Genomic DNA, 25,114 nt, shown 5'->3' on the forward strand with positions numbered 1-25,114 from the left:
AGGTTATTTATGCCCATTGATTTAAATGAACATTTAAGACAGAAAAATAAAAACTATAAATCTCAAAATGACAATAATAATGGTGGTAATGGAGATAATGGAAACAATCGCAACAGAGGTTTTCAAAACTATCCTAAAATGCCCTCTTTTAACATACCAAATGGCAAAAAAATGGCAACACTTTATGTAATTATCATTCTTGTTGCACTTTTATTTTTACTTAAACCCTTTACTATTATCAACAGCGGTGAAGTGGGAGTAAAAATCACCACAGGGGAATTTGATCCTACACCTTTGCAACCTGGAATCCACTTCTTTATCCCCGGAATCCAAAAGATTATCCCTGTAAATACTAAAGTGAGAATTGCGGAATTTACAAGCGCTGAAGCAAAGAATTTCCGCAATATTGATGAAGGTAGCATTAGAGACAAAGCCATTAGTGTGCTTGATTCAAGAGGCTTATCTGTCTCTGTGGAATTAGCTGTTCAATACCGCTTAGATCCATTAGGAGTGCCTCAAACCATCGCTACTTGGGGACAAAATTGGGAAGAGAGAATCATTATCCCCGTTATCCGAGAAATTGTCCGCAATGTCGTAGGAAGTTTTCCAGCTGAAGAATTACCAACTAAACGCAACGAAATTGCCACACTGATTGATCAAAGATTCCGCGATAACATTAATGGTTTAGAAAATCGCCCCGTGCAATTAGAATCAATCCAGCTTACAGAGATTGTTTTGCCTATTGCCATTAAAGAGCAAATTGAGCGTGTGCAAGTTGCTAGACAAGAAGCAGAAAGAGCAAGATATGAAGTAGAACGAGCTAAACAAGAAGCAGAAAAACAAGCTGCTTTAGCCAAAGGTGCTGCTGATGCAACAATCATTCAAGCAGATGCTCAAGCTAAGGCTAACAGAATTATTAGTCAAAGCTTAAGTAATCCACTTTTGCAACTCCGTCAAATTGAAGTGCAAGGGAAGTTTAATGAAGCACTCCAAAATAATCGTGATGCAAAAATTTTCTTAACTCCAGGTGGATCTACTCCAAATATTTGGCTTGATTCCAAAGACACGCAAAGATCAAGTGCAGTAGGACAATAAGTGAATATTTTAGAAACTATTGCTTGGGATAAACTCCAAAATGGACTTATTCCTGCTATCACTCAAGATTACCTAACCAATGAAGTTCTAATGCTTGCTTTTATGAATAAGGAAGCATTAGAACTTAGTTTGCAAAGTGGCTACGCTCATTATTTTTCACGCACAAAAAATCGTCTTTGGAAAAAAGGCGAACAAAGTGGTCATACACAAGAGATTATTGAATGCTATCTTGATTGCGACAAAGATACTTTGCTACTTAAAGTTAAACAAGAGGGGGTTGCTTGCCACACAGGTAATCAAACTTGTTTTTTTAATCAAATCTCCTTAGATACAATCACGCAAAAATCCCAAAACACTATTGACACCTCCAAGCTTTATGGTGCTGTGGATACACTCTATCATACCTTGCTAGAGCGTAAAAACGCTAATCCAAACACTTCTTACACAGCTTCACTATTTCACAAAGGTGAAAACACCATTGCCAAAAAAATAGTTGAAGAGGCAGCTGAATTAGGATTTGCTATCAAAGATAAAGAATCTAAGGATATTATTTATGAGGCTGCAGATTTACTCTATCATTCTCTTGTCGGATTAGCTTATAGAGATTTAAGCCCTGATTTAGTTAAGCAAGAGATTATCCGGCGTTTTGGGCTTAGCGGAATTGAAGAGAAAAACTCTAGAGAGAAATAATGCCACAAAGACTTGAATCTTTTCTTTCGCTTTTAACACAATTTACGCGATATTTTTCTTTATATGATTATTTGATTCTCGCATCGCTTTTTTTAACCATTTTACTTTTCTTTCTTTTAAGCATTATAATTTCATCAAATATTATTGGGCGCATTTTAGTGCTTTTTGTAAGTGCTATTTTATTTTTAACTTCTCCTTTTGTTTATCAGCATATTATGCAAAATTATCTCAAAAAAACAGAATCGACTTTCTCTTATAACAATAAACTCCAATATGATGACATCTATTATATCAAAGGTGTAGTCAAAAATATCGGTTATCTTGATTTAAGGGGTTGCGTATTAACAGCAAACTTTATGCCCAAAAACTCCAATCAATTCCAGCAAATCAAATACAAACTAAATCCCATTTTTCTCTACAAAAAAACTTACAAAAAACCCTTAAAAAAACAAGAATCTTTTGAATTTGAAGCATTATTTGAAGCTCCAAAATCCCTTATTCATTCTAATTATAAACTCCAAACTCAAGTGGATTGCTATTAATGAAAATTGCCATTAGCGTTGGAGATATTAACGGAATTGGGCTAGAGATCCTGCTTAGAAGCCACACAAAAATCTCCAAAATTTGCACTCCACTTTATTGTATTGATAAACCCCTTCTTAAAAAAGCAGCCAAAATACTTGATATTAAGATACCAAAAGATCTCATCTGCATTTCTCCAAATGCCAAAATTCCTGAAATTATCCCTGCTACCCTAACCAAAGAAAGTGGTGCTTACTCTTATGCTAGTTTTCTCTGCGCTCTAAATCTTACACAGAACAAAAAAACCAAAGCCTTAACCACACTCCCAATCCACAAAAAAGCGTGGCAACTAGCCAATATCCCCTATGCAGGACATACTGAAGCTTTTAGAGATTTATTCAAACAAGATGCCATTATGATTTTAGGATCTCCTAAGCTATATGTTGCTTTATTTACCGATCACATACCTCTCAAAGAAGTGCCAAACAAAATCACCAAAGAATCCCTAACAAGATTCCTTTTAAAACTCGCACCCCACATCACCAAAACGCCCTGCGGTGTTTTGGGGTTAAATCCACACGCTGGAGATTTAGGCGTCCTAGGCAATGAAGAAAATGAAATCAAACAGGCAATTTGTTGCGTTAATGAACAACTTGGCAAAGAAATTTTTATTGGACCACTTGTGCCTGACACTGCTTTTATCGGCAAACACTTAAAATATTATGTCGCTATGTATCATGATCAAGGACTTATTCCGCTAAAAACCCTTTATTTTAAAGAGAGTATTAACTTTACTCTAAATCTCCCTATTATCCGCACTTCTGTGGATCATGGCACAGCTTTTGACATTGCTTACTCCAACAAAGCCAATCTACAAAGCTATTTTAATGCCATCAAAGAAGCCATTTTCCGCGCCAAAAACCTTAAAAAAATTGCGCCAAGCAAGAAGCGCTGCATTAAAAATTGCAGCAAAACACTTCACTCGCCATAGCCATATTTTTCTACCACAAAATCGATATCCTTATCCCCTCTGCCACTAAGATTCACAAGAATTTTTTTACCCTTTAATTCTGGTGCAATCTTTAGCGCATAGGCTAGAGCATGACTAGATTCAATAGCAGGGATAATGCCCTCTTTTTTACTCAACGCAAAAAACGCACTAATGGCTTCCTTATCGCTAATAGCTGCAACCTTTGTGCGTCCGATGCTATGCAAATACGCGTGTTCTGGTCCCACACTTGGGTAATCAAGCCCACTTGCCACACTATATACCGGTGCAGGTTCTCCATTAGAATCCTTAAGCATTATGCTATTAAATCCGTGCATCACACCCTCACTTCCATAGCTTAGGCTTGCTGCATGCTCTCCAAGCACACTGCCACGCCCTAGTGGCTCCACACCCACAAGTTCTATGGCATCATCAATAAAACCACTAAAAATTCCCATAGCATTGCTTCCACCACCTACACACGCACACACAATATCTGGTAATTCCCCTGTCATCTCTAAAAATTGCTCTTTAGATTCAATACCCACAATCGCTTGAAAATCACGCACCATTTTAGGAAATGGGTGAGGACCTACCACAGAACCAATGGCATACATTGTGTTTTTTGGATCGCTCAAATATGCTTCAAAGGCTGAATCTACAGCTTCTTTAAGCGTTTTGGCACCGCGACTCACACTCACAACCTTAGCCCCCAAAATCTTCATACGCACGACATTTGGGTGTTCTTTTGCTATATCCACCTCACCCATATGAATCTCACACTCTAGCCCAAAATACGCTGCGGCAGTAGCCAAAGCCACGCCATGTTGCCCTGCTCCAGTTTCTGCTATAAGCTTCTTTTTGCCCATAAATTTTGCCAAAAGTGCCTCGCCCATACAATGGTTAAGCTTGTGAGCACCGGTGTGATTTAAATCCTCTCGCTTGAGATAGATTCCCGCACCGCCATATTCTTTGGTTAAATTATGTGCAAAATAAATTGGTGTAGGACGCCCTTGAAAGTGTTTGCGAATCTTGCGAAGCTCTGCGATAAAATCGCTATTTTGCGCGATAAGATTGTAGGCTTGATTAATCTCTTCCATAGCCTTAGCAATAGGCTCTGGCACAAAGCTTCCACCAAATTTGCCAAAAAATCCATTTTCATCAGGAAATTGCTTGAGATAGGGTTTTTGCATTTTTCATCCTTAAACTTGCATTTTTAGATAATTATACCCTAGGCAAATTAAATTTTTCCAAAGATTATCCACCTAAAACAAAATTATCCTCACAAAAGAGTCTTAAGTTACTTTTTTGTATTATTTTAAACTCAATTTTATTATTTTGGAAGTTTTAATGCAAAAGTTTAATTATAAAGATTCAGGCGTAGATATTGCAGAGGGTAATGCATTAGTAGAAAACCTAAAAGGGCTTGTCAAATCAACTTTTAATTCCAATGTTTTAGGTGGAATTGGCTCTTTTAGTGGAGCCTATGCACTTCCTAGTGGATACAAAGAACCTGTAATTCTAGCAGCCACCGATGGAGTTGGGACAAAGCTCCGCCTAGCAATTGATTATGGAATCTTAGATAGCGTCGGAATTGACTTGGTGGCAATGTGTGTAAATGATCTTATTTGTAATTTTGCTACCCCCTTGTTTTTCTTAGATTATTACGCCACAGGAAAACTTGATAAAAACAAGGCTTTAGAAGTGATTAAAGGCATTACTCAAGGTTGCTTAGAAGCTGAATGCGCCTTAATTGGTGGAGAAACTGCTGAAATGCCCGGAATGTATGAAGGAGAAGATTTTGATCTTGCGGGATTTGCTGTTGGAATCGGAGAGAAAGAAATTATTCAAAGAGAAAATCAAGCTAAGGCTGGAGATGTGCTAATCGCGCTTCCAAGTAGTGGAATCCACTCAAATGGCTATTCATTAGTGCGCAAGATTCTAAGTCAAAATAAAATAAATTTAGAAGCTAATTTTGAGGGTAAGCCACTTATTCAAACCTTGCTAACACCCACTAAAATTTATGTAAAAACCTTTAAAAAACTCCAAAATAAAATTAAAGCTCTAGCGCACATTACAGGGGGTGGAATCATAGAAAATCTCCCAAGATGCCTCCCTAATAATCTTGATGCCTTAATCAAAGAAAACCAAATCAAAACTCTTCCCATTTTTGATTTACTGACAAAATACACCGAAGAATCTGACAAATATCGCACCTTTAATATGGGTATTGGTATGATTTTTGTTTGCTCTAAAGAAGATGCAGATTTTATCGCAAGAGAATCACAAGGGTATATCCTAGGTGAGCTTACAGAAGGTAGCCGTGAAGTAAAATTTGTTTAAAATGTGTCTTTATGATATAATGTTTAAGAATTTTTTACAAAGGGAATTAATATTATGTTATCTAACATAAAGCGTTTTTTTAAAATCTATCCACTTCCCATTTTTGTGCTTTTATTGGTATTTACTATTTATTACTCAATTTTTGAAGTTCTAAAAAAGCAAGATCTAAAAACGGCACAACCCATCACCGAAGCAGAACTTATGCAAAATGAAATTCCAAAAGAATCTCCAATCACCCCCAAACCCATACAAGAGTCAAAACTAGAAACTCCACAGCCTAAACTAGCAACACCTGCAGAAAATAAGATGGAAGAAAAAGTAGAAAATAATGAGATAATTACTTCCAAAGTTCCTTCACTCAACATTCGCCAAGAACCCAATGTAAATTCTCCTATTATAGGCAAGCTTACGCCCCATATCCAAGCTATTATTTTAGAAGATGATGGCAAATGGTTGCTAATTGGAGCAAATCAAAATAGCAAAGCATTGGGTTGGGTTTTGAAAACCTACACAAAAATCCTACCACAAAAGGCTATCCTCCAAGAAACACAGGAAATAAAAATTGATTTACCGCGATTTTTCACTTCATTGGCTCCACGGCTCAATATCCGCCAAACGCCAAGCACAGAAGCTAAGATTCTAGGTTCTCTTACACCTGAAGATAGCGTTGAGATTCTAGAAAATACTGGTGAATGGGTAAAAATCCAAGATATTAATCCCACTTCTAATAAAAGTGGTTGGGTGATGAAAAAATTTCTTAAAGAGATTTAAATCTATGCAATTTGCCGTTATTGGAAATCCAATTTCTCACTCTCTCTCCCCACTTTTACATAATTCTGCTTTCAAAGCTCTTAAAATTAAAGGCTACTATGGGCGCTATTGCCTAGATACTCATGAGAATTTTTCCACCTTAATCTCACTAAAACTTAAGGGTGCTAACATCACCATACCCTACAAAGAAACCGCATTTTTGCATTGCGATGAAGTTTTTGGAATTGCCAAAGAAATTCAAGCTGTCAATACGCTAGTATTCAAAGACAATAAACTATTGGGTTACAATACCGATGCACTTGGTTTTTATCAGTGTATTGAAAAATTTAATTTCAAAAATGCTCTTATTCTTGGTGCTGGAGGTTCTGCAAAAGCAGTAGCCTGCATCTTAAAAGACAAAGGAATATCCACAACTATTCTTAATCGCTCCAAAGAAAGACTAGAATCATTCCTAACTTTAGGTTTTCAATGCTCCACTTATGATAATTTTTCCAAACAAGAATCCTATGACATTATTATCAACACTACCCCTTCAGGTTTAATCCAAAATTCCCTGCCCCTTGAAGAATCTAAGCTAAAACTTCTTTTAAAAGATTCTAAACTTGCCTTTGATTTAGTCTATGGAATCCAAACTCCCTTTTTAAATCTAGCTAAGAATCTACACATCCCCACACAAGATGGTAAAATGATGCTCATAAACCAAGCCATTCTTTCTTTTGGAATCTTTATGGATTCTCTTAAAATCGCCTATTGCAAAAATACTCTCATTAATAGTATGCAAAATGCTCTATAAGAAAATTTTTATGCTAAAATAAAATAAAGGAGAAACAATGAATACTACCATTACTTCACGACATTTTGAATTAACCGATTCGATTAAAAGCTATATTTTTCGCCTTAGTGAAAGCCTAGAAAAATACAATCTTGACATTTTAAGCACGCGTATTGTCATTTCCTATCAAGAAAAGAAGGGGAAAGAAAAGAAAAAGCGCTCTTACACAATCGACCTTACTCTCTCTATGGCAAGAGCCAATACCATTGTCATTAGCCAACAAGATAAAGATCTCTACACAGCTGCTGATTTAGCATTTTCGCGAATGCACAAAGTCTTGCGCCGCCACCACGATAAGATTAATTGCAAACAGGCAATACCTAGCGAGGAAATCACAGCACTAGAAATCCTAAGAAGCGAAGCTAAGGCTTCAAATCAAGATGATGAAATTGTGCCAATGGATTTGGATTTACACAAACCCCTAGACATTGAAGATGCTCTAGAGAGACTCAAAAGTAGCTCACAGCAATTCTTTGTTTTTAATGACAAAGATTCTAAGATGCGCGTGATTTACAAACGAATTGATGGAAAATACGGACTTTACTAAAAAAATCTATCTTGTTGGTGGCGCTATTAGAGATTATCTCTTAGGGCTTCCCACCAAAGACAAAGATTATGTGGCAATTGGATTTAGCGAAAATGATTTTCAATATTGTCAAAAAGTTGGTAAAAACTTTCCCGTTTTTCTCATTGATTCTCACACACAAATCGCTCTTGCTAGAAAAGAGACCAAAACCACAAAAGGTTACAATGGCTTTAGCTACAAAACAGATAATGTTGCGCTGCTAGATGATTTAAAAAGGCGTGATTTAAGTATTAACGCTATGGCGCTAGATTTGAGTTCAAACACACTTATTGATCCCTTTGGTGGTAAAAAAGACTTGCGAAATAAGATTTTACGCCACACTTCACCTGCTTTTTGCGAAGATCCACTTAGAATCTTAAGACTTGCAAGATTCAAAGCAAAACTTGGCATTCATTGGAAGATTCATCCAAGCACCAAAGTTTTAGTCTATTCAATGAAAAACGAATTAAAAGATTTAGAATCTAATCGTATTTTTGAAGAAATCAAGCAAGTTTTAAGCCAAAAAAACAGCCATTTATTTTTTGAAACTCTCTTTGAGCTTGGTGTTTTAAATGAAATTTTTCCCTCTCTTTATGCGCTAACCACACTCAAAGAAGGTAGCCCTTACCACTTAGAATCCTCTGTTTTTGTCCATACAATGGAGGTTTTAAAATACCTTGATCATGATTCTTTGCTTCTTAAATTAACCGCGCTTTATCACGATATTGCCAAACCATATACTTATAGAAATTTTGGAAATTCCAATGGGCATGACAACCCCCAAAAAGTAGAATCTCTTATTGATATGCAAATCCCAAAAACAATCCAAAAAAAAATGCTGATTCTAATTGGCAATCACATTAAAATCACCCATCTCTTTTCTATGCGCCCTTCCAAAATACTTGATTTTTTTCATAGCTTCAAAGGCGACAAAGCCCTTTTGCTTGACCAAATTAGGTTCTTTGAAGCCGATCACAAAGGACGCATTAGTCAAGTCAAATCTGCCACACTTGAGAGTAAAAAAATCATTGAACTCTTCAGTCAAATCAATTCTTACTCTCCTAAAGAATGGATACAATCCCAAAAATCAAAACCCAATGGGAATCAAATCAAAGATCATATCCAAAAAGCCAAAATCAACCTTATTTCAAGCTTTCTAAGCACCCTTAGCGATAAGCAATCTCTCCGTGCAAAGCCTGATCTAAACCATTAATTTCTTGAGATTCTTCTACCCTAAGAGGATTGAAAAGCGTAATCACTTTTAAGATTACATAACTCACAACTCCTGATAGCACAAAACAAGCTAGTATTGCAATAATTTGCACAACTAACAAACTTACATCACCACCATAAAACAACCCTTCTCCAGCTGCATCTTCTTTGATAATCTCATTCACAGAGCTTGTCGCAAAAAGTCCTGTTGCAATTCCACCCCATATTCCACCAACTCCATGCAAACCAAAAGCATCCAAAGTATCATCATATCCAAATTTAGATTTCAAATAACTAATGGCAAAAAAACAAATAGGCGATGCTATAAATCCTATCAAAACTGCTGCAAAAGGCGTAACAAATCCAGCTGATGGTGTGATAGCTACAAGCCCTGCCACGATTCCTGTAATACTTCCCAATAAAGTAGGTTTGCCATATTTAATCCATTCTACCAACATCCAAGAAAGCATCGCCCCAACCACAGAAAAATTAGTTGTCAAAAATGCATTCACTGCAACAGAATTTACACTCAAAGCACTCCCTGTATTAAATCCAAGCCACCCCATCCAAAGAAAAACAGCTCCAATAAAAGAAAGAGGTAAATTATGAGGCATAATTCCTTGAGCATATTTTCTTCTACCAAGCACAATACAGCCCACAAGTCCAGCTACTCCAGCAGCAATATGCACTACTCCACCCCCTGCAAAGTCTAAAGAGCCAATCTCCATAAGCCAGCCTCCGCCCCAAACCCAATGTGCTAAAATATCATAAGCCAAAGTGCTCCAGCACAAAATGAAAATCAAAAGGGCACCAAAATGCATTCTCTCAGCCAAAGAACCTGTAATAATAGCCGCACCAATCACTGCAAAAAGCATTTGAAAAAACATAAAAAGATTCTCACTAACATTGCCTACACTTTGCCCATCAATACCCACTAAAAAAATATGGTTCAAATTCCCAATCAACAATCCAATATCATCGCCAAAGGCTAAAGTATAACCTATAATAATCCACTGCAATGCAATTAAAGCATACAAAATAACACTATTAATTGTTGTGCTTAAAACATTATTGCGATTAACCATTCCAGCATAAAACATACCCAAAGCAGGAGTCATTAACAAAACAAGCCCACTACAAGCAATCAAAAACAAAGTATCTACCGACAAAATCACATCCTCTGAAGCAAACCCAAAAACCGCTAAACCTAACATTAATATAATTTTTTTCATCATCTAACACCCTTTTCTTTATTAAATTGCATCTGTTCCTTCTTGATTAGTGCGAATCCTAATTACATTACTCACAGGATAAATAATAATCTTTCCATCCCCAACATTACCTGTATTAAGACATTCTTTGGCTACTTGTATAATTTCATCAACCATACTCTCTTTGCTTAAAATTTCAATCCGAATCTTTGGAAGTAAATCAATACGCATTTCATTCCCACGATACACCTCTGTCTTTCCTTTTTGATTCCCAGCACCCATAACATTACTCACCGTCATTCCTTTAATGCCTTTTAGAGACAAGGAATCTTTAAGCACATTAAGCTTTTCAGAACGCGTTATAATTTCAACTTTATAAATTTTCTCCATTGACATTCCTTTCTTTGAAATTCAAGTCGGAATTATACTAACTTAAAACTTAACTTAATTTTAATAATTAAATTAACTTTTTAAGAAAATAATTATAAATTTTTTCTGCTACAATACCTTTTGAATTTATCCAAGGATTTACTTGTGCAAAAAGATATTGAAATTCAAAGTTTTTTAAATCTAAATCTTCCTTTGATACTTGATGTTCGCTCACCTAGAGAATACGAGCTCTCTCACATTCCCCTAGCGCTAAATTACCCAGTTTTACAAAATGATGAATTTGAAAGAGTTGGCACACTTTATAAACAAGATACTTTTGGTGCTAAGATTCTTGGGGCAAGTTTAATTTGTCAAAATATTTCTACTCACCTTTTAAGTCTTAAAGAAAAAATCACTCCTGCTATTCCTTTTGGAATCTATTGTGCTAGAGGTGGAATGCGCAGCCACTCTTTTGCCCTTATTTTGCAACGCATTGGCTATCGCGTTTTGGTGCTAGAGGGAGGCTATAAATCCTATCGTAAATTCATAACCCAAAGCCTAGATCAAGCCCCCACACACCACTTCTTAACACTCATAGGACCAACAGGCAGTGGTAAAAGTGAGATTATTAGCGCTTTTCATCACTCCTTAGATATTGAACAAATCGCCAAACACCTTGGCTCAAGCTTTGGTCAAATTTGTGGGAATCAACCTAGCGTTAAAATGTTCCAAAATCTAATTTTTACGAGATTAAGAGAATTACAAAATGCTCCTTTTGTGCTTGTTGAAGGAGAAAGCAAGAAACTTGGCAATCTTATTTTGCCCACTCCGCTCTATAATGCCTACCAAAAGTCACCCAAGATTCTTATCCTTTCGCCTTTAGAGCGAAGAATCAAAAGAATCATTACACAATATGGTAAAATTTCAGAAAAATTTTTTAGAGATTCGATGCAAAAAATTGCTCCCTTTATGAAAAAGCAGTTTTGGCAAGAAGCCTATGATGCCTTTTTTGCTAATCAATTAGAAAAAGTCGCAGAAATTTTGCTCATAGAATATTATGATAAAGTCTATAAAAAAGAATCTTTTCATCAAGTAGTGCATTATCAAAGCACCACCCAAGCTATTGCAGAAATCAAAGCTTTTGCAGAAGAATTTTATAAAATAAAGGAATAATTTTGGATAGTTATGAATATGGCGAATTACTTAAAGAGTTAGAAATCAAGCGACAAAATATTGAAAAAATTATGCAACCTAGCCAATTACAATCAAGGATTGAAGAAATTGAATCTTTAGAGCAACAAAAAGAATTTTGGGAAGATTCCAAAAAAGCTGGAGAATACCAAAAAGAAAAAAAACGCTGCTTAAGACAGCTTGAAAAATACAAAGAAGCAAATCTAGCCCTTAGTGATGCCAAAGAACTTTTTGAACTCTCAAGCGATGATGAAGAAACACTTAATGAACTTTTTAACGAAGCCCCAATGCTAGAAGAGCAAATCAAAAAAGCAGAAATTGAAGTTATGCTTAGCGGAGAACTTGATTCTAATAATGCAATCTTTACTATCACACCTGGAGCAGGTGGAACAGAATCGCAAGATTGGGCAAGTATGTTGTATCGAATGTATTTAAGATGGGCGGAGAGACGCGGATTTAAAGTGGAGCTTTTGGATTATCAAGAAGGCGATGAAGCAGGAATAAAAGATGCAAGTTTTATTATTAAAGGTGAAAATGCTTATGGTTACACTAAAGTTGAAAATGGGATTCATCGACTTGTTCGAATCTCACCCTTTGATTCCAATGCCAAACGCCACACAAGCTTTGCCTCTGTGCAAGTAACGCCTGAAATTGATGATAATATTTCCATTGAAATCGAAGAAAAAGATTTGCGAATTGATACTTATAGAGCAAGTGGAGCGGGCGGACAACATATCAACAAAACCGAATCTGCTATTCGTATTACCCATATTCCAACAGGAATTGTCGTGCAATGCCAAAATGATAGAAGTCAGCACAAAAATAAAGCCACCGCTCTAAAAATGCTAAAATCTAAGCTCTATGAACTAGAGCAGCAAAAGCGCAATGAGCAAATTGCCAATGATGATAAAAGCGAGATTGGTTGGGGACACCAAATCCGATCTTATGTTTTAGCGCCCTACCAACAAGTCAAAGATTTGCGCTCTAATATCGCTTATAGCAATGTTGAAGCCATCTTAGATGGAGATATTGATTCTATCTTAGAGGGTGTGCTTATCCACATTAACTCCAAATCTAGAGATTAAATTTTTAAATTTAATCTCCCAAGCCCTATTAATTAAATTGCCCTGCAATTAAATCGCACCAATTTTCTATTCTTGTGTCTGTTAAATCTTCTTGATTATTTTCATCTAAAATCAATCCCACAAATTCACCTTCAATTACTGAATTTGATTCTTGATATTCATAGCCCTCTATACTAGTTTTACCAATTATCTTTGCATTTTTGGAAGCTCGATTGTAAATCTCAAAAACCCCATCACAAAAAGTATCACCATAAGTGTCTTGATCACCAAGTCCAACAAATGCAACAACTTTACCTTCAAAATCCAAAGGACTTAAAGTAGTTAAAAACTCTTCCCAATCGTTTTGAAGCTCACCACTTCCGTAAGTTGGTGTAGCTAAAATTAGATTTGAAAATCCTTTTAAATCTTCCCTAGAAGCTTTAGCCACATCAAAAACTTCTATTTCTTTAGAGTGTTTTTCTCGTAAATTTACAGCAATTTTTTCTGCGATTCTTTGAGTATTCCCACCATCGCTTCCATAAAACAATCCAATTTTACTCATAATTTCCTCCAAATTTATTAATTTAAGAACTGCGAGTTTAGAGCAGATCACCTTAAAAAATGATTATAATAATGCTTATTATTAATAAAATTTAATTTTGCTTCGAATATCTTGTAACTTCTTATGACTTTGTATATAATTCAAAAAATTCTTTAGCAAGGGATATTCCATAGATACTTTATTTGTAATTGTTTGTGTTTTTGCAATGGCAGTCATTTCGGGCATTATTTTAAACAAACTCAAAATACCCACTATTATTGGATATATTGTTACTGGGGTTTTGACTGCTTATATTTTTGACTTTAGGGTTGAAGATTCAAATGATTTAAGCGAAATAGCTGAAATGGGAATTGTCTTTTTGATGTTTATGATTGGACTTGATTTCAGCTTCAAAAAAATGTCTTCTATTAAGCAAGAAGTTTTTTTATTTGGCGGTTTGCAAATTGGACTTTCTATCCTAGTTTTCTTTTTTATTTGCTATTCTCTTTTTGGATTTAACTTTGATACTTCTATTATTGTTGCTAGTGCAATTAGCCTTTCTTCAACCGCAATTGTTCTCAAATATCTTAATGAAGTTAATCAAACCAAAACTTCTTATGGAATCGCATCTGTAGGGATTTTAATCTTTCAAGATTTGGCTGTAATTCCTATCCTTTTGATGATTAAGCTCCTAAGTAGCAAAGATCTAGCTATGAGTGATCTTTTGCTAACTACAGGCATTTCTGCTTTTATTGTTGTGCTTTTACTTTTATTGCCAGGTAGATTCTTGGCTAAAATCATTTTACGCTCTTCAGCTAAAATGAAAACTGATGAAATTTTTGTAGGAACAGTGTTTTTGATTGTTTTAGGCTCTGCTTTTTTAAGTCAATCTTTTGGTTTTTCAATGACACTTGGAGCGTTTTTGTCTGGTATGATTATTTCAAGCACTTCCTATAAATACCAAGTTGCTTCAGTTTTGGTTTATTTCCGCGATCTCTTACTTGGAATCTTTTTTATCACTATAGGAATGCAGGTTGATATTATATTTTTGGCAAAATATTTCATTATTATTATTCTCCTTGTTTTCCTTACACTTTTAGCAAAAACTCTCATTATGTTTGCTTTTTTGAGTTTCTTTAGGGGGACTAAGATCGCAATGAAAATCGCCCTCTCTCTTTCTCAAATTGGAGAATTTTCTTTTGCAATTTTCCTCCTTGCAAGCCAACATGAGATTCTAAACTTACAACTAGATGGTGGAATCTTAAAGCATATTTTTGGAACAGAATTTTTTGCTTCCATTACCCCAGTTGAAATCCATCAATTCCTTACGCTAATGGTTATTTTCTCAATGATTGCCACCCCTTTTATTCTTGACAATCTTGATAAATGCACCGCTTTTGCCCTAAAAGCTATCAAGATTCCACAAAAAAATCCAACCACTTACACGCAAGAACAACAAGAAACAAAGGAATCAAAAGAGACCAAAAAACGCATTCTTATTTGTGGTTATGGACTTGTAGGACAAAAAATATTTGACTTCTTAAAGGACTATGATATAGAGGTTTTTGGGATTGATTCAAATTATGAGAGAGTAGAGAAAGGAATCATACGGGGAGATAAAATCATTTATGGAAACATCACTGATAAAATGATTTTTAGAGAAGTTGAGATTCAAAAGGTTACTGCAGTAATTTTATGTATTGAATCGCCAGTAGAAATCGAAAAAGCTTGCAGACATATCCTAGCACTATCCAAATACACTAAAATCATTGTCCAAACACGCGATAATGCACTTGAATCAGAACTCAAAGCAATGGGGCTTTATGGTGTCATCAACTCCACAATGGAAATTGCAACCATCCTTTCAAATCTTGCCATTGAAACTATCAAAGAAGAGGAAGAAAAACAAGGCGAATCCACTAAAGAGATTTAAAAAAATCTTCAATTCACAAAGTGAGTTAGCAATAAATTAAATTAATCATGTATGCAATCTCACTTTGTAGCTCTATTGCTTGTTTAAATCTTGCAAAAGGAGTCCACAGCCTAAAAAATACAAGAGAAAAGAAAATAGAGATAATGCGATTCATATCACCTAAAGAGCATTTTATCAAACATAATAGCTAGAACGAACAAATACATTGCCAAAAGTGCGTATTTGTGTTTCTTAGAATCCACTTTACTTAAAGTCCAAATCCCAATCCTAACCCCAATCAAAGAAGCAATACCTACAATACAGCCTTGGATATAATCCACATAGCCATGCAATGCTAAAGAAGTAAATCCTGATACTGATGAGAAAATCACAAAAAATAGCGAAATAGGAACAATTTGCTTTGAGCTATATCCAAGGTAATACGCCAAAAGCGGTGCTAACATCATTCCTCCGCCAATTCCTAGCGAAATTGCGAAAACTCCAACCACACACCCACAACCTATTAAAAACAAAATTGACTTCCAACCTTCGCCCACTTTGCGTTCGCCACCATAAGCGTTGGTAAAGAAAAATCGCACAATACTATAAACAATAAAAAGGCTAAATATAATTTCTAGAATACCAGAGGGCACACTAGAAATAACTAGCCCACTAAAAGACGCCCCTATAAGCCCACCAATCCCCACATAAACACCATCTCTAAAATCTAAATTTTTCTTTTTATAATTCACATAAGAGCCATAAACAGAAGAAAAAATCATTTGCATAATAGAGATTCCAATGGCAATTTTAATATCATTTCCAAGTAAAATCATCATTGGAACAATAATCGCCCCACCGCCAATCCCAAAAAGCCCTGCTAGAATCCCTGCTAAAAGCCCCACTGCAAGCAATCCACCTACACTCCAAAGGTCCAATGCCAAAACTTCCATACTCAAACCTTTATTTAAAAACAATATTTTATTATAAAAATAAGCTAAAAATTGCTAAAATGGCAAAAAATTTGGAGAACTTAAAATCAAAGACGATATTAAAATTACACATTTCGTTCAGTCTGCTGGTTGAGCTGCAAAAGTGGGTCTGGAAGACCTCTCACATCTCTCTTGCAATCTCAAAAATAACAAGGATTCAAATATCCTTGTGGGTTTTAGCGGAAACGAAGATGCCGGAATCTATAAAATTAGCGATGAACTTGCGCTTGTGCAGAGTGCGGATTTTATCACACCACTTGTCAATGATCCCTATACTTATGGACAAATTGCAGCGGCAAATTCACTTAGCGATATTTATGCTATGGGTGGAGAGGTGAAAACTGCGCTAAATCTACTAATGTGGGATAGTTGCCACCTTGATTCACAAATGATTAGCGAAGTGCTTGAGGGTGGATTATCCAAAATCAAAGAAGCTGGAGGTGTGCTACTTGGCGGACATACGATAGGAGACAAGGAGCAAAAGTATGGGTTAAGCGTAACAGGAATCATCCATCCACAAAAAATATGGCGCAACAACACCGGACAAATTGGAGATTGCTTAATCCTTACCAAACCCATTGGAATGGGGATTTTAACAACAGCGCTTAAGGCAGATATGCTTGATTCTAAAGTGGAGCTAAAAATCTCTCAAATTATGGCAACACTTAACCAAAAAGCCGCCAAAATAGCTTCTAAATACACCATTCATGCCTGCACAGATATTACAGGTTATGGGCTTTTGGGGCATTTATATGAGATGACAAATCCCAAAATCTCAATTAAGCTTTATTCAAACCAAATTCCTCTTTTACAAGAAGCCATAGAATTTGCCAAAATGGGAATCATCCCCGGAGGTAGCCACTCTAATCAAAAGGCAATCAATCCTTATTGCCATTTTGCACTTCCTTTGGATTCTTTGTATTTGGGATTGGAAATTTTACTTTTTGATGCGCAAACTTCTGGTGGATTAGTCTTTGCCACCCCTTATAATCAAGCTCAAAGTTTGCTTAATGAGTTAAAAAGCGAAGGAATAGATTCGGCTCAAATTATTGGAGAAATCATACCTGCAAATGATTCTCCTATAAATATTATCTAAAGCAGTTTTTTCACATTTCTGCTTGTTGCTTGAATCTACAAGCAGAAATCCCAAGTCTTGTATCTGCAAAACTACAAAGATAAATTTTTCTATCCATTTTTTGGATTATCTCCTTCAACTTTTTTGCTTTCCAAAATCTACCCAACAATCCCTAAAACAACGCTTCATCCATCTCTTGTGGTATCTCTAGCTCCATAAGCTTCAAAACACTTGGGGCGATATTATTTAATCCGCCATTTTTGACTTCTTTTACACTTGGAGCAGAGACAAAACACCAAACTTCTCCTATGGTATGGTTTGTTAGAATTTCACCCTTATCATTTTGCATTTCTTCACAATTCCCATGATCGCTTGTCATCACAAAGGCATAATCTTTCTCTTTAGATTTTTCATAGATTCTGCCAATCTCTCTATCCACGGCTTCAACCGCCCTAACTGCCGCTTCAAAAACTCCTGTGTGCCCCACCATATCACCATTTGCAAAATTCACCACAATAAAATCATAATCCTCTTCCATCGCCTTTAATACCATATCGCCAACTTCTCTAGCACTCATTTCAGGCTTTTGATCATAAGTCTTTACCTTAGGAGAAGGGACTAAAACTCTCGTTTCATTAGGATATGGTTCTTCTATCCCACCATTGAAAAAGAAAGTTACATGAGCGTATTTCTCGGTTTCAGCTGTGTGAAATTGTCTTAAATTGCGGTTTGAAATCACTTCAGCAAGGGTGTTTGGAATGCTTTCTTTGGGGAATAAAATAGGAAAATTAAAGTTTTTATCATAAGGCGTCATAGTTACAAGCGGGATTGGTATCCATTTTTTACGCTCAAATCCGCTAAATTCTTCATTTCCAAGCGCACTGACAATCTCCCTTGCTCTATCGCTTCTGAAATTCACAAATATCAAGCCATCTCCCTTTTTGATTCCACTTGCATCAAAACTAGCAGGCTTGATAAATTCATCAAAAACTCCTTGATTATAGTGTTCTTGAATGTATTGCTTAGGCGATATGGTTTGCAGATTCTCCGCACAAACAATCACATTATACGCCTCTTCCACACGCTCCCAGCGATTATCCCTATCCATAGCATAGAATCGACCACTAATGGAAGCGATTTTAATATTTTTATTTTGGATTCTACGCTCCACTTCTTCTAAAAATTTCAAAGCAGTTTGTGGCAAGACATCCCGCCCATCTGTGATTAGATGCAGTAAAATCTCAAATCTCTCTTGCAATCCTTCAGCTAGGGTAAGAATATGCTCTAAATGCGAATGCACTCCACCATCACTCATTAATCCCACTAAATGAATCCGCTTACATTCCTTTAAAACTTCCAAAGCAGGATTGCCTAAAAGGCGACCCTCTTGAATAGCTTGGTTAATTTTCACCAAATCTTGATACAAGATTCTCCCACTTCCCATACACATATGCCCCACTTCAGAGTTTCCCATTTGTCCCTCTGGCAATCCCACAGAAAGCCCATAAGTTTTTATCATTCCATAAGGAACTTCCTCAAATAAGCGATCATAATTAGGCTTCTTAGCCTCAAAAAATGCATTAAACTTCTCTTGCTTACTATAACCAATCCCATCTGTAATGACTAAAATTGTTTTCATAATTCATTCCATTCTTTTTAAAGTTTATTTAGATAGAATCCTATCCAATTTTTTTATAATTTTTAATTGAAGTTTGATGAATGTTGTATTATTTTTATGAATTTCTAAACATTAACCTGTTTCAATATATCACATTTCGCGCTGCCATTGCCTTTTTTGTTGCATTTTTGATGACTATTTTTTTAATGCCCTATTATATTTTATGGGCAAGTAGCAAAAAGGCTAATCAGCCCATCTCACAATTTGCACCCAAAAACCACCAACAAAAAGTCAATATTCCAACAATGGGCGGAATCGTTTTTATTTTTTCTACCTTAATTGCAGCCTTGCTTTGTGCTAAACTCAATAATTCTTATGTGATTCTTGGAATCTTAAGTCTTATTTTATTTTCTAGCATTGGGATTTATGATGATTTCTCCAAAGTAATGCAAAAGAAAAATGCAGGAATGAGCGCACGGACAAAGTTTGCATTACAAGGATTAAGTGGACTTTTTATTGCATTGGGGCTTTATTTTTATGGAATGAATAGCCACCTTTATCTCCCTTTTTTAAAAAATCCCATTTGGGATTGGGGGATATTAAGCCTTTTATTTTGGATGCTAGTTTTTGTTGCTACTAGCAACGCAGTCAATCTCACTGATGGCTTAGATGGATTAGTGGCAATTCCCTCCATTTATGCGCTTGTTTCTTTGGGAGTTTTTGTTTATGTTGCAGGTCATTCAGGGCTTAGTGCTTATCTTTTGTATCCTAAGATTCAAGAGAGTGGAGAAGTTGTGATTCTCTCTGCAGCACTCATTGGTGCTCTTATTGGATTTTTGTGGTATAACTGCCACCCTGCACAAGTTTTTATGGGCGATAGTGGAAGTCTCGCTATCGGTGGATTCATTGCTTATATGGCAATTATTTCAAAAAATGAAATTTTACTTTTTGTGATAGGATTTATCTTTGTTGTTGAAGCCCTATCCGTGCTCTTGCAAATTGGTAGCTACAAAACAAGGGGTAAAAAGCTCTTTTTAATGGCACCACTCCACCACCATTTTGAAGAAAAAGGCTTAAAAGAAAGTAAAATTATCGTGCGATTTTGGATTGTAGCTCTAATGAGTAACCTCATCGCACTTTTAACCCTCAAACTTCGCTAAAGGATATGAATGCTTTTTTTACTCGGATATGGCAAAACCAATCAAGCAATTGCTGATAAATTTAGCCCTTGCTACATTTTTGATGATAACTTTAAGGAAGTCTCTAAAGATTCTAAAGGCAACACGCTTTTGCCCTCAAACCAACTAAAAGATTATTTAGAAAAATACCCTAACACACAAATTATCACAAGCCCAGGTATCCCTCCACAAAATCCGATGATAAAGCTTAGCCAACCCATTAGTGAATATGATTTTTTTGCCTCCACAATGCCCTTTAGCGTGTGGATTAGTGGAACCAATGGAAAAACCACTACCACGCAAATGCTAACCCACCTCCTCCAAAACAAAGGTGCTCTTAGTGGCGGAAATATTGGCACTCCCTTAGCTAATCTTAACCCAAAAGCTCCCCTTTGGATTTTAGAAACTAGCTCTTTTACAATCCATTACACCAATATAGCTAGACCCAATCTATACCTACTTTTACCCATAACCCAAGATCACATTAGCTGGCATGGCAATTATGAATCTTATATCGCAGACAAACTCAAACCTCTTTTGTCGATGAAAGACAAAGAAATAGCCATTATCCCCCAATCTTTGCAGTCTCATTCTTTTTGTCAAAAAACCCTAGCTAAACTTTTTTTCTACTCTGATTCTCAATCTTTAGCAAAGCAGTTCTTCCTAGATCTAAACAAAATTACCTTTAAAGAACCCTTTTTACTCGATGCCATTCTTGCTCTTAGTGCTACACGGATTCTCTTTAATGAGGTGGATTATGATTTGCTTAATAGTTTTAAAATCGGCGCTCATAAAATTGAAGAATTTTTTGATAGCCAAAATCGCCTTTGGGTTGATGATAGCAAAGGCACTAATCTTGATGCCACAATGGAGGCTATCAAACGCTATCAAAATAAAGCACTCCATTTGATTCTAGGAGGAGATGACAAAGGTGCAGATTTAACGCCGCTTTTTGCATTAATAGAAAAATGTCAAATCACCCTTTATGCCATCGGATCAAATACCCAAAAAATAACTCTTTTGGCTAAAGATCACCATATCCCTTGTTTTCCTTGCCATACCCTAGAAACTGCGGTGCAAGAAATCCACAAACACCACACACAACAAAGCATCGCAATGCTTTCACCTGCTGCAGCAAGTTTAGATCAATTTAGCTCTTATAAAGAAAGGGGTGATAAATTTAAAGTCTATGTCCAATCTCTCTAAATTTTAATATTTGTTTTGCAAGCTTTCATTAATAAACTCTTCAAAACGCATTAAAATAGTATTGATAGGATGACTTTTTCGCTTCAAACTATAAAAATGTCTCTCTAAATTAAGATTAACAATCTCAATAGAAAATAAAATGCCATTTTTCAGCTCTTGCTCTATAGCTACTTCAGAAAAAACCGCAATAGCTCCTTTATTTACCACCAAATCTTTAATAGCCGTTGTCCTATCTAATTCTAAAAAAATTGGAACTTCTTTTTTTAATTCTCCCAAAGCATTTAAAAAGCTATCCCTTAATCCCGAACCATATTCCCTAAAAATCCACTTTTTATCTAATAATTCATCAATATAACGCGGTTTTGAAGCCAAAATAAAATCATTACTTGCTACAATCAAACGATCTTCACACAAAACTTCACGAATTAACCCCTCACTTTGTGCATATTCTAGCCCAATTTCACCCTCCACTAATGCCAATTCTACGCTACCATTTTTTAAGAGATTTAAGCATTCTTGAGTGTTATAAATCTTTAAATTAACCTTGACTTTTGGATATGCCTTTGCAAAATCAAATAAGATTCTAGGCAAAAAATACTCCCCTATAGTGTGTGTGGCTACAAGATTGATCTCACCTATCAAAACACCCTCTTCTCCCAAAGCTTCCAAGCTCGAATAATAACTCTGCACTACTTCCACCCACAAACTCCCAAGATATAAAGCTCTTGTTGTAGGGACAAGCCTTTTCCCCAATCTCTCAAAAAGAGTGATTCCAAGCATTTTTTCTATATTTCTAATAAGCACCGAAACATTTGGCTGTGTAATTTTAAAATTTTGCGCGGTTAAAGTCGGACTTTTGGTATGCAATAAATCTAAGAAAATCTCTAAATCTCTAATTTTCAATTTCACCCCTTTTTTATTTAAAAAATCTTAGAATCCGATATAAAAGCCATTTTATTTTTGTTGTTAAGTATTCCATATTTTTAATTAAATTAATATATTTTTATTATGATACATTTGGTGCTATAATCCCACAAAAATTCTCAAATAGGGGTTGGAAATGTTAAAAAATAAACATTTATTTCAAATGATTTCTTCAAATTTCAAAGGACTTTTATTGGTTAGCTTAATTGTTGCCTTTGCCTTTTATCTCTCTGGAATCCAAGCTATTCAAGACACCACCCATTTAGCTGCTACTGCTTTTGCAATTATCATTGGAGCAGCCCTCTCACCTTGGTTTTTTAGATTCCAACACACACTCCAAGCAGGTGTGCATTTTAGTGCTAAAAAACTTTTGCGACTAGGAATCGTGCTTTATGGATTTAATATTACTTTTAGTGAGCTATACAGCATCGGTTTTTACGGATTTTTGATTGCTTTTATTGTGATTGTAAGTATTTTTTTAATTACCTTATTTGCAGGGACAAAAATCTTTAAGCTTGATAGGGAAACTTCTATGCTTGTGGGTGCTGGAAGCGCTATTTGCGGTGCTGCTGCAGTTTTAGCTCTTGAATCAAGCCTAAAATCCGATTCTTTTAAAGGCGTTGTTGCCGTTGGTAGCGTGGTAATTTTTGGCTTGATTGCGATGTTTTTATACCCCATTGCCTTTAGCACTGGAATCATACCCTTATTAGATAGCAATGGAATGGGGCTTTTTATGGGAGCCACTTTGCATGAAGTTGCCAATGTTGCTGGTGCTGCTGAAATGGCAAAAGAGATGACAAATGGAATCTTCACTCAAAGTGCTGCTAATCTTGCAGTCATCATTAAAATGATGCGCGTGATTTTACTCGTGCCTTTTTTATTGATTGTTGCTTATTTTATCGCTAGGGATAACAATGCGCAAAACACCGCCCAAAAAACTAGCAAGAGAATTGACATTCCTTATTTTGCCTTTATGTTTTTAGGGGTTATTGTGCTTAATACTTTTTTAAGTGCCCATAAAGACACACTTATTTTAAATATCTTTAGCATTCAATCTATTGTTGAAAGCGGTCGATTCCTTTGCACACTTTGTATTGTTTATGCTATGGCTGCTTTAGGGCTTCAAATTGATTTTAAAAAATTTATCAAATTAGGTGGTAAAGCCTTTGGTTTAGCCTTTTTGCTCTTTCTCATCTTAATCTTTGGGGGATATTTACTAACCCTCTGCTTCCAAGGAATCCTTTGGTGATTTTGCCCACTTTAGAGGCAATTTGCCACTGCCTCATCTAAATAATAGATATTTAAATACCCTGCTTCTACCAAATCAGTTCCAAGCAAAGATGCAGAATGCCCTAAATAACAATTAATTAGAATCTTTTTATCTTGATTTAAAACTTCTTGCAATTCTTCTTTGGTTGTAATATTTCTAGCACCCCTTAAATGCCCTCTTCTAAAATCCTCTGGCATTCGGATATCCACACAAATCCACTCTTCATTTTCTAAAATATCTTTTAAATCTTCTTTATAAATCGCCTTTGCAAGACTTTTATAATTTTTTCCGTAATACTGCATTCTTATCCTTTTACAAAATAACTTAAAGCACTTTTGCCAAACTTTCTTGTTTTTACACATTCAAAATCACCTAGTTTTTGAGGGATTTTAAGGCTAGAAATATGCTCTAATACCACAATGCCAAAAACATTAGAATCCAAACTCTTAACCACCTTAAAGCATTTTTCATAAATTCCCCCCATTCCCTCGCGCATATCAAAAGGTGGATCAAAATAGCCAATACTAAAATCCTTAATTCCCTTTAGTGTTTCTTTGTAATTTTCAAAAGTATCGCCAAAAATAACTTGACAATCACAATCTTTACAGACCTTTTGAATATTGCTTTTTAAAACTTCATAAGATTCTCTATTTTGCTCAAAAAATATAGCACTTTTAGCTCCCCTGCTTAACGCTTCAATGCCAACACTCCCACTCCCTGCAAAAAACTCTACAAAATTAGCTCCTACTACATCATAATTTAATGTATTAAAAAGCGACTCTTTTAAGATTGCTTTAGAAGAACGAGTGATTTCCAAAGGAGCCATTTGAAGATTCCTGCCTTTAAAAACTCCGCCAATAACCTTTAGAGTTGCTTTTTTAAAATTATCTGTTTGCATCTTTATCCTTCCAATGCTCTAAAATAATGCCCTCAATCTCTCTTGCATATCGCTCCAAAACATCACGAATCTTCTCATGCAAAACATCATCTTTTTTCTCTTGCTTGTAAAACTCTACATCACTTAACACTTCATTCCAATTCACACTCTCCACATTGGTTTGTTTAATCTCTTCCTCACTCTCTCCCTTATATTCCTCTTTGATTTTTTTTCCATTCTTAATTGATTCATAAAATATCCGCAATCTCTCCAATAAAACCTCCTTGGTAAAAGGCTTATTTAAGTTAGCATTTTCATATTCACCAATCAAAAAAACGGGCTTTTGAGAATCAATAGGCTGAGTAGCAACTACAAAATCACACGCCTTGCAGCTTGTCAAATAATCTTTTAAATACATTTCCAAAGTTTTACCCAATAAAAGAGAATCGCTAATAAGAGCTATTTTCATGCTTTTCCTTAAAATTTGTAAAGAAAAATTTTAAACATTATATTAAAAAAAATACAAAAAAGTAAGAGAAAAAGAATTCAAATAAAGTAAAAAATCAAAATCACACCACTGCACTTCATAATCAAATTTCAAAAACTCAAATCCACTAAAATCTTTAGCTTTAATAAGCTTTATATATTTTTTTGCTATAATCCACCTA

The 25,114-nt window shown here is 35.5% G+C and carries 26 protein-coding genes; 16 read left to right on the forward strand and 10 right to left on the reverse strand.

Annotated elements, in window-relative coordinates; all coding sequences use genetic code 11:
* Window positions 1-9 precede the first annotated feature (9 nt).
* Genes MKD52_RS06735 through pdxA form a run of 4 tightly spaced genes read left to right on the forward strand, consistent with a single transcriptional unit; the run spans window position 10 to window position 3,298 of the window.
* The gene (locus MKD52_RS06735; RefSeq protein WP_242099708.1) at window positions 10-1,095 is read left to right on the forward strand and encodes a prohibitin family protein; all 1,086 of its coding nucleotides are present in this window, start codon (window positions 10-12) and stop codon (window positions 1,093-1,095) included.
* Window positions 1,096-1,785 (forward strand): bifunctional phosphoribosyl-AMP cyclohydrolase/phosphoribosyl-ATP diphosphatase HisIE, encoded by a 690-nt coding sequence (gene hisIE / locus MKD52_RS06740; protein WP_242099709.1) that lies wholly within the window; start codon window positions 1,096-1,098, stop codon window positions 1,783-1,785.
* Window positions 1,785-2,327 carry a DUF2393 family protein gene (locus MKD52_RS06745; RefSeq protein WP_242099710.1) on the forward strand — a complete coding sequence of 181 codons (543 nt, stop codon included), beginning with the start codon at window positions 1,785-1,787 and terminating at the stop codon, window positions 2,325-2,327. The genes hisIE and MKD52_RS06745 overlap by 1 nt, the downstream gene beginning before the upstream one ends.
* On the forward strand, window positions 2,327-3,298 hold the full coding sequence (pdxA, locus tag MKD52_RS06750) for a 4-hydroxythreonine-4-phosphate dehydrogenase (protein ID WP_242099711.1): 972 nt from the start codon (window positions 2,327-2,329) through the stop codon (window positions 3,296-3,298). The genes MKD52_RS06745 and pdxA overlap by 1 nt, the downstream gene beginning before the upstream one ends.
* Here the strand turns inward: pdxA and trpB are convergent.
* Window positions 3,286-4,488 carry a tryptophan synthase subunit beta gene (trpB, locus tag MKD52_RS06755; RefSeq protein ID WP_242099712.1) on the reverse strand — a complete coding sequence of 401 codons (1,203 nt, stop codon included), beginning with the start codon at window positions 4,486-4,488 and terminating at the stop codon, window positions 3,286-3,288. The genes pdxA and trpB overlap by 13 nt on opposite strands.
* A 157-nt stretch (window positions 4,489-4,645) precedes the next feature.
* Between trpB and purM the strand changes: the two genes are divergently transcribed.
* Genes purM through MKD52_RS06780 form a run of 5 tightly spaced genes read left to right on the forward strand, consistent with a single transcriptional unit; the run spans window position 4,646 to window position 9,019 of the window.
* Window positions 4,646-5,638 carry a phosphoribosylformylglycinamidine cyclo-ligase gene (gene purM, locus MKD52_RS06760; protein WP_112057086.1) on the forward strand — a complete coding sequence of 331 codons (993 nt, stop codon included), beginning with the start codon at window positions 4,646-4,648 and terminating at the stop codon, window positions 5,636-5,638.
* Between the two features lie 54 nt (window positions 5,639-5,692).
* A complete protein-coding gene (locus tag MKD52_RS06765) occupies window positions 5,693-6,409 on the forward strand; it encodes an SH3 domain-containing protein (protein ID WP_242099713.1) in 717 nt (238 codons plus the stop codon).
* 4 nt (window positions 6,410-6,413) lie between these two features.
* The gene (locus tag MKD52_RS06770; protein ID WP_242099714.1) at window positions 6,414-7,202 is read left to right on the forward strand and encodes a shikimate dehydrogenase; all 789 of its coding nucleotides are present in this window, start codon (window positions 6,414-6,416) and stop codon (window positions 7,200-7,202) included.
* Window positions 7,203-7,239: 37 nt separating this feature from the next.
* Window positions 7,240-7,788 (forward strand): ribosome-associated translation inhibitor RaiA, encoded by a 549-nt coding sequence (raiA, locus tag MKD52_RS06775; RefSeq protein ID WP_242099715.1) that lies wholly within the window; start codon window positions 7,240-7,242, stop codon window positions 7,786-7,788.
* Window positions 7,766-9,019, forward strand: a complete 1,254-nt coding sequence (locus MKD52_RS06780) for a polynucleotide adenylyltransferase (protein WP_242099716.1) — start codon at window positions 7,766-7,768, stop codon at window positions 9,017-9,019. The genes raiA and MKD52_RS06780 overlap by 23 nt, the downstream gene beginning before the upstream one ends.
* On the opposite strand, the gene MKD52_RS06785 is transcribed toward MKD52_RS06780, so the two are convergent.
* A complete protein-coding gene (locus tag MKD52_RS06785) occupies window positions 8,973-10,190 on the reverse strand; it encodes an ammonium transporter (protein ID WP_242099916.1) in 1,218 nt (405 codons plus the stop codon). The two genes, MKD52_RS06780 and MKD52_RS06785, sit on opposite strands and share 47 nt — an antisense overlap.
* 81 nt (window positions 10,191-10,271) lie before the next feature.
* Window positions 10,272-10,619 (reverse strand): P-II family nitrogen regulator, encoded by a 348-nt coding sequence (locus tag MKD52_RS06790; protein WP_112056985.1) that lies wholly within the window; start codon window positions 10,617-10,619, stop codon window positions 10,272-10,274.
* Window positions 10,620-10,763: 144 nt separating this feature from the next.
* On the opposite strand from MKD52_RS06790, the gene mnmH reads away from it, so the two are divergent.
* Both mnmH and prfB read left to right on the forward strand, forming a co-directional pair.
* Entirely contained in the window at window positions 10,764-11,771 is a 1,008-nt protein-coding gene (mnmH, locus tag MKD52_RS06795; RefSeq protein WP_242099717.1) for a tRNA 2-selenouridine(34) synthase MnmH, read from the forward strand.
* A gap of 2 nt (window positions 11,772-11,773) precedes the next feature.
* Window positions 11,774-12,874: a peptide chain release factor 2 gene (prfB, locus tag MKD52_RS06800; RefSeq protein WP_112056987.1), complete on the forward strand. Its 1,101-nt coding sequence runs from the start codon at window positions 11,774-11,776 to the stop codon at window positions 12,872-12,874.
* 28 nt (window positions 12,875-12,902) lie between these two features.
* Here prfB and MKD52_RS06805 read toward each other — a convergent pair whose 3' ends face one another.
* Window positions 12,903-13,415, reverse strand: a complete 513-nt coding sequence (locus MKD52_RS06805) for a flavodoxin (protein WP_242099718.1) — start codon at window positions 13,413-13,415, stop codon at window positions 12,903-12,905.
* Between the two features lie 187 nt (window positions 13,416-13,602).
* On the opposite strand from MKD52_RS06805, the gene MKD52_RS06810 reads away from it, so the two are divergent.
* Window positions 13,603-15,327 carry a cation:proton antiporter gene (locus MKD52_RS06810; RefSeq protein WP_347340932.1) on the forward strand — a complete coding sequence of 575 codons (1,725 nt, stop codon included), beginning with the start codon at window positions 13,603-13,605 and terminating at the stop codon, window positions 15,325-15,327.
* A gap of 155 nt (window positions 15,328-15,482) precedes the next feature.
* Here MKD52_RS06810 and MKD52_RS06815 read toward each other — a convergent pair whose 3' ends face one another.
* Window positions 15,483-16,259, reverse strand: coding sequence for a sulfite exporter TauE/SafE family protein (locus MKD52_RS06815; protein WP_242099720.1), 777 nt, complete (start codon window positions 16,257-16,259; stop codon window positions 15,483-15,485).
* 142 nt (window positions 16,260-16,401) lie between these two features.
* On the opposite strand from MKD52_RS06815, the gene selD reads away from it, so the two are divergent.
* Window positions 16,402-17,394 carry a selenide, water dikinase SelD gene (gene selD / locus MKD52_RS06820; protein WP_242099721.1) on the forward strand — a complete coding sequence of 331 codons (993 nt, stop codon included), beginning with the start codon at window positions 16,402-16,404 and terminating at the stop codon, window positions 17,392-17,394.
* Between the two features lie 151 nt (window positions 17,395-17,545).
* Here the strand turns inward: selD and gpmI are convergent, their stop codons facing one another.
* The gene (gene gpmI / locus MKD52_RS06825; protein WP_242099722.1) at window positions 17,546-19,012 is read right to left on the reverse strand and encodes a 2,3-bisphosphoglycerate-independent phosphoglycerate mutase; all 1,467 of its coding nucleotides are present in this window, start codon (window positions 19,010-19,012) and stop codon (window positions 17,546-17,548) included.
* An 80-nt stretch (window positions 19,013-19,092) separates the two neighbouring features.
* Here gpmI and mraY point away from each other — a divergent pair, with 80 nt between their 5' ends.
* Both mraY and murD read left to right on the forward strand, forming a co-directional pair.
* Entirely contained in the window at window positions 19,093-20,151 is a 1,059-nt protein-coding gene (gene mraY / locus MKD52_RS06830; protein WP_242099723.1) for a phospho-N-acetylmuramoyl-pentapeptide-transferase, read from the forward strand.
* Between the two features lie 9 nt (window positions 20,152-20,160).
* Entirely contained in the window at window positions 20,161-21,375 is a 1,215-nt protein-coding gene (gene murD / locus MKD52_RS06835) for a UDP-N-acetylmuramoyl-L-alanine--D-glutamate ligase (RefSeq protein WP_242099724.1), read from the forward strand.
* Window positions 21,376-21,378: 3 nt separating this feature from the next.
* Here murD and MKD52_RS06840 read toward each other — a convergent pair whose 3' ends face one another.
* The gene (locus MKD52_RS06840) at window positions 21,379-22,278 is read right to left on the reverse strand and encodes a LysR substrate-binding domain-containing protein (protein ID WP_242099725.1); all 900 of its coding nucleotides are present in this window, start codon (window positions 22,276-22,278) and stop codon (window positions 21,379-21,381) included.
* Between the two features lie 157 nt (window positions 22,279-22,435).
* Here MKD52_RS06840 and MKD52_RS06845 point away from each other — a divergent pair, with 157 nt between their 5' ends.
* Window positions 22,436-23,548 carry a YeiH family protein gene (locus MKD52_RS06845; RefSeq protein ID WP_242099726.1) on the forward strand — a complete coding sequence of 371 codons (1,113 nt, stop codon included), beginning with the start codon at window positions 22,436-22,438 and terminating at the stop codon, window positions 23,546-23,548.
* Between the two features lie 11 nt (window positions 23,549-23,559).
* Here the strand turns inward: MKD52_RS06845 and MKD52_RS06850 are convergent, their stop codons facing one another.
* The 3 genes from MKD52_RS06850 to MKD52_RS06860 are packed head-to-tail and all read right to left on the reverse strand — an operon-like array spanning window position 23,560 to window position 24,915.
* Entirely contained in the window at window positions 23,560-23,871 is a 312-nt protein-coding gene (locus tag MKD52_RS06850) for a rhodanese-like domain-containing protein (RefSeq protein WP_112057292.1), read from the reverse strand.
* A gap of 2 nt (window positions 23,872-23,873) precedes the next feature.
* Entirely contained in the window at window positions 23,874-24,467 is a 594-nt protein-coding gene (gene rsmD, locus MKD52_RS06855; protein WP_242099727.1) for a 16S rRNA (guanine(966)-N(2))-methyltransferase RsmD, read from the reverse strand.
* On the reverse strand, window positions 24,454-24,915 hold the full coding sequence (locus MKD52_RS06860; protein WP_242099728.1) for a hypothetical protein: 462 nt from the start codon (window positions 24,913-24,915) through the stop codon (window positions 24,454-24,456). Before MKD52_RS06860 ends, rsmD begins: the two co-directional genes overlap by 14 nt.
* Window positions 24,916-25,114: the final 199 nt, after the last annotated feature.

Origin of the sequence: Helicobacter sp. CaF467b (assembly GCF_022664765.1) — a bacterium.
Lineage (GTDB): Bacteria > Campylobacterota > Campylobacteria > Campylobacterales > Helicobacteraceae > Helicobacter_D > Helicobacter_D colisuis.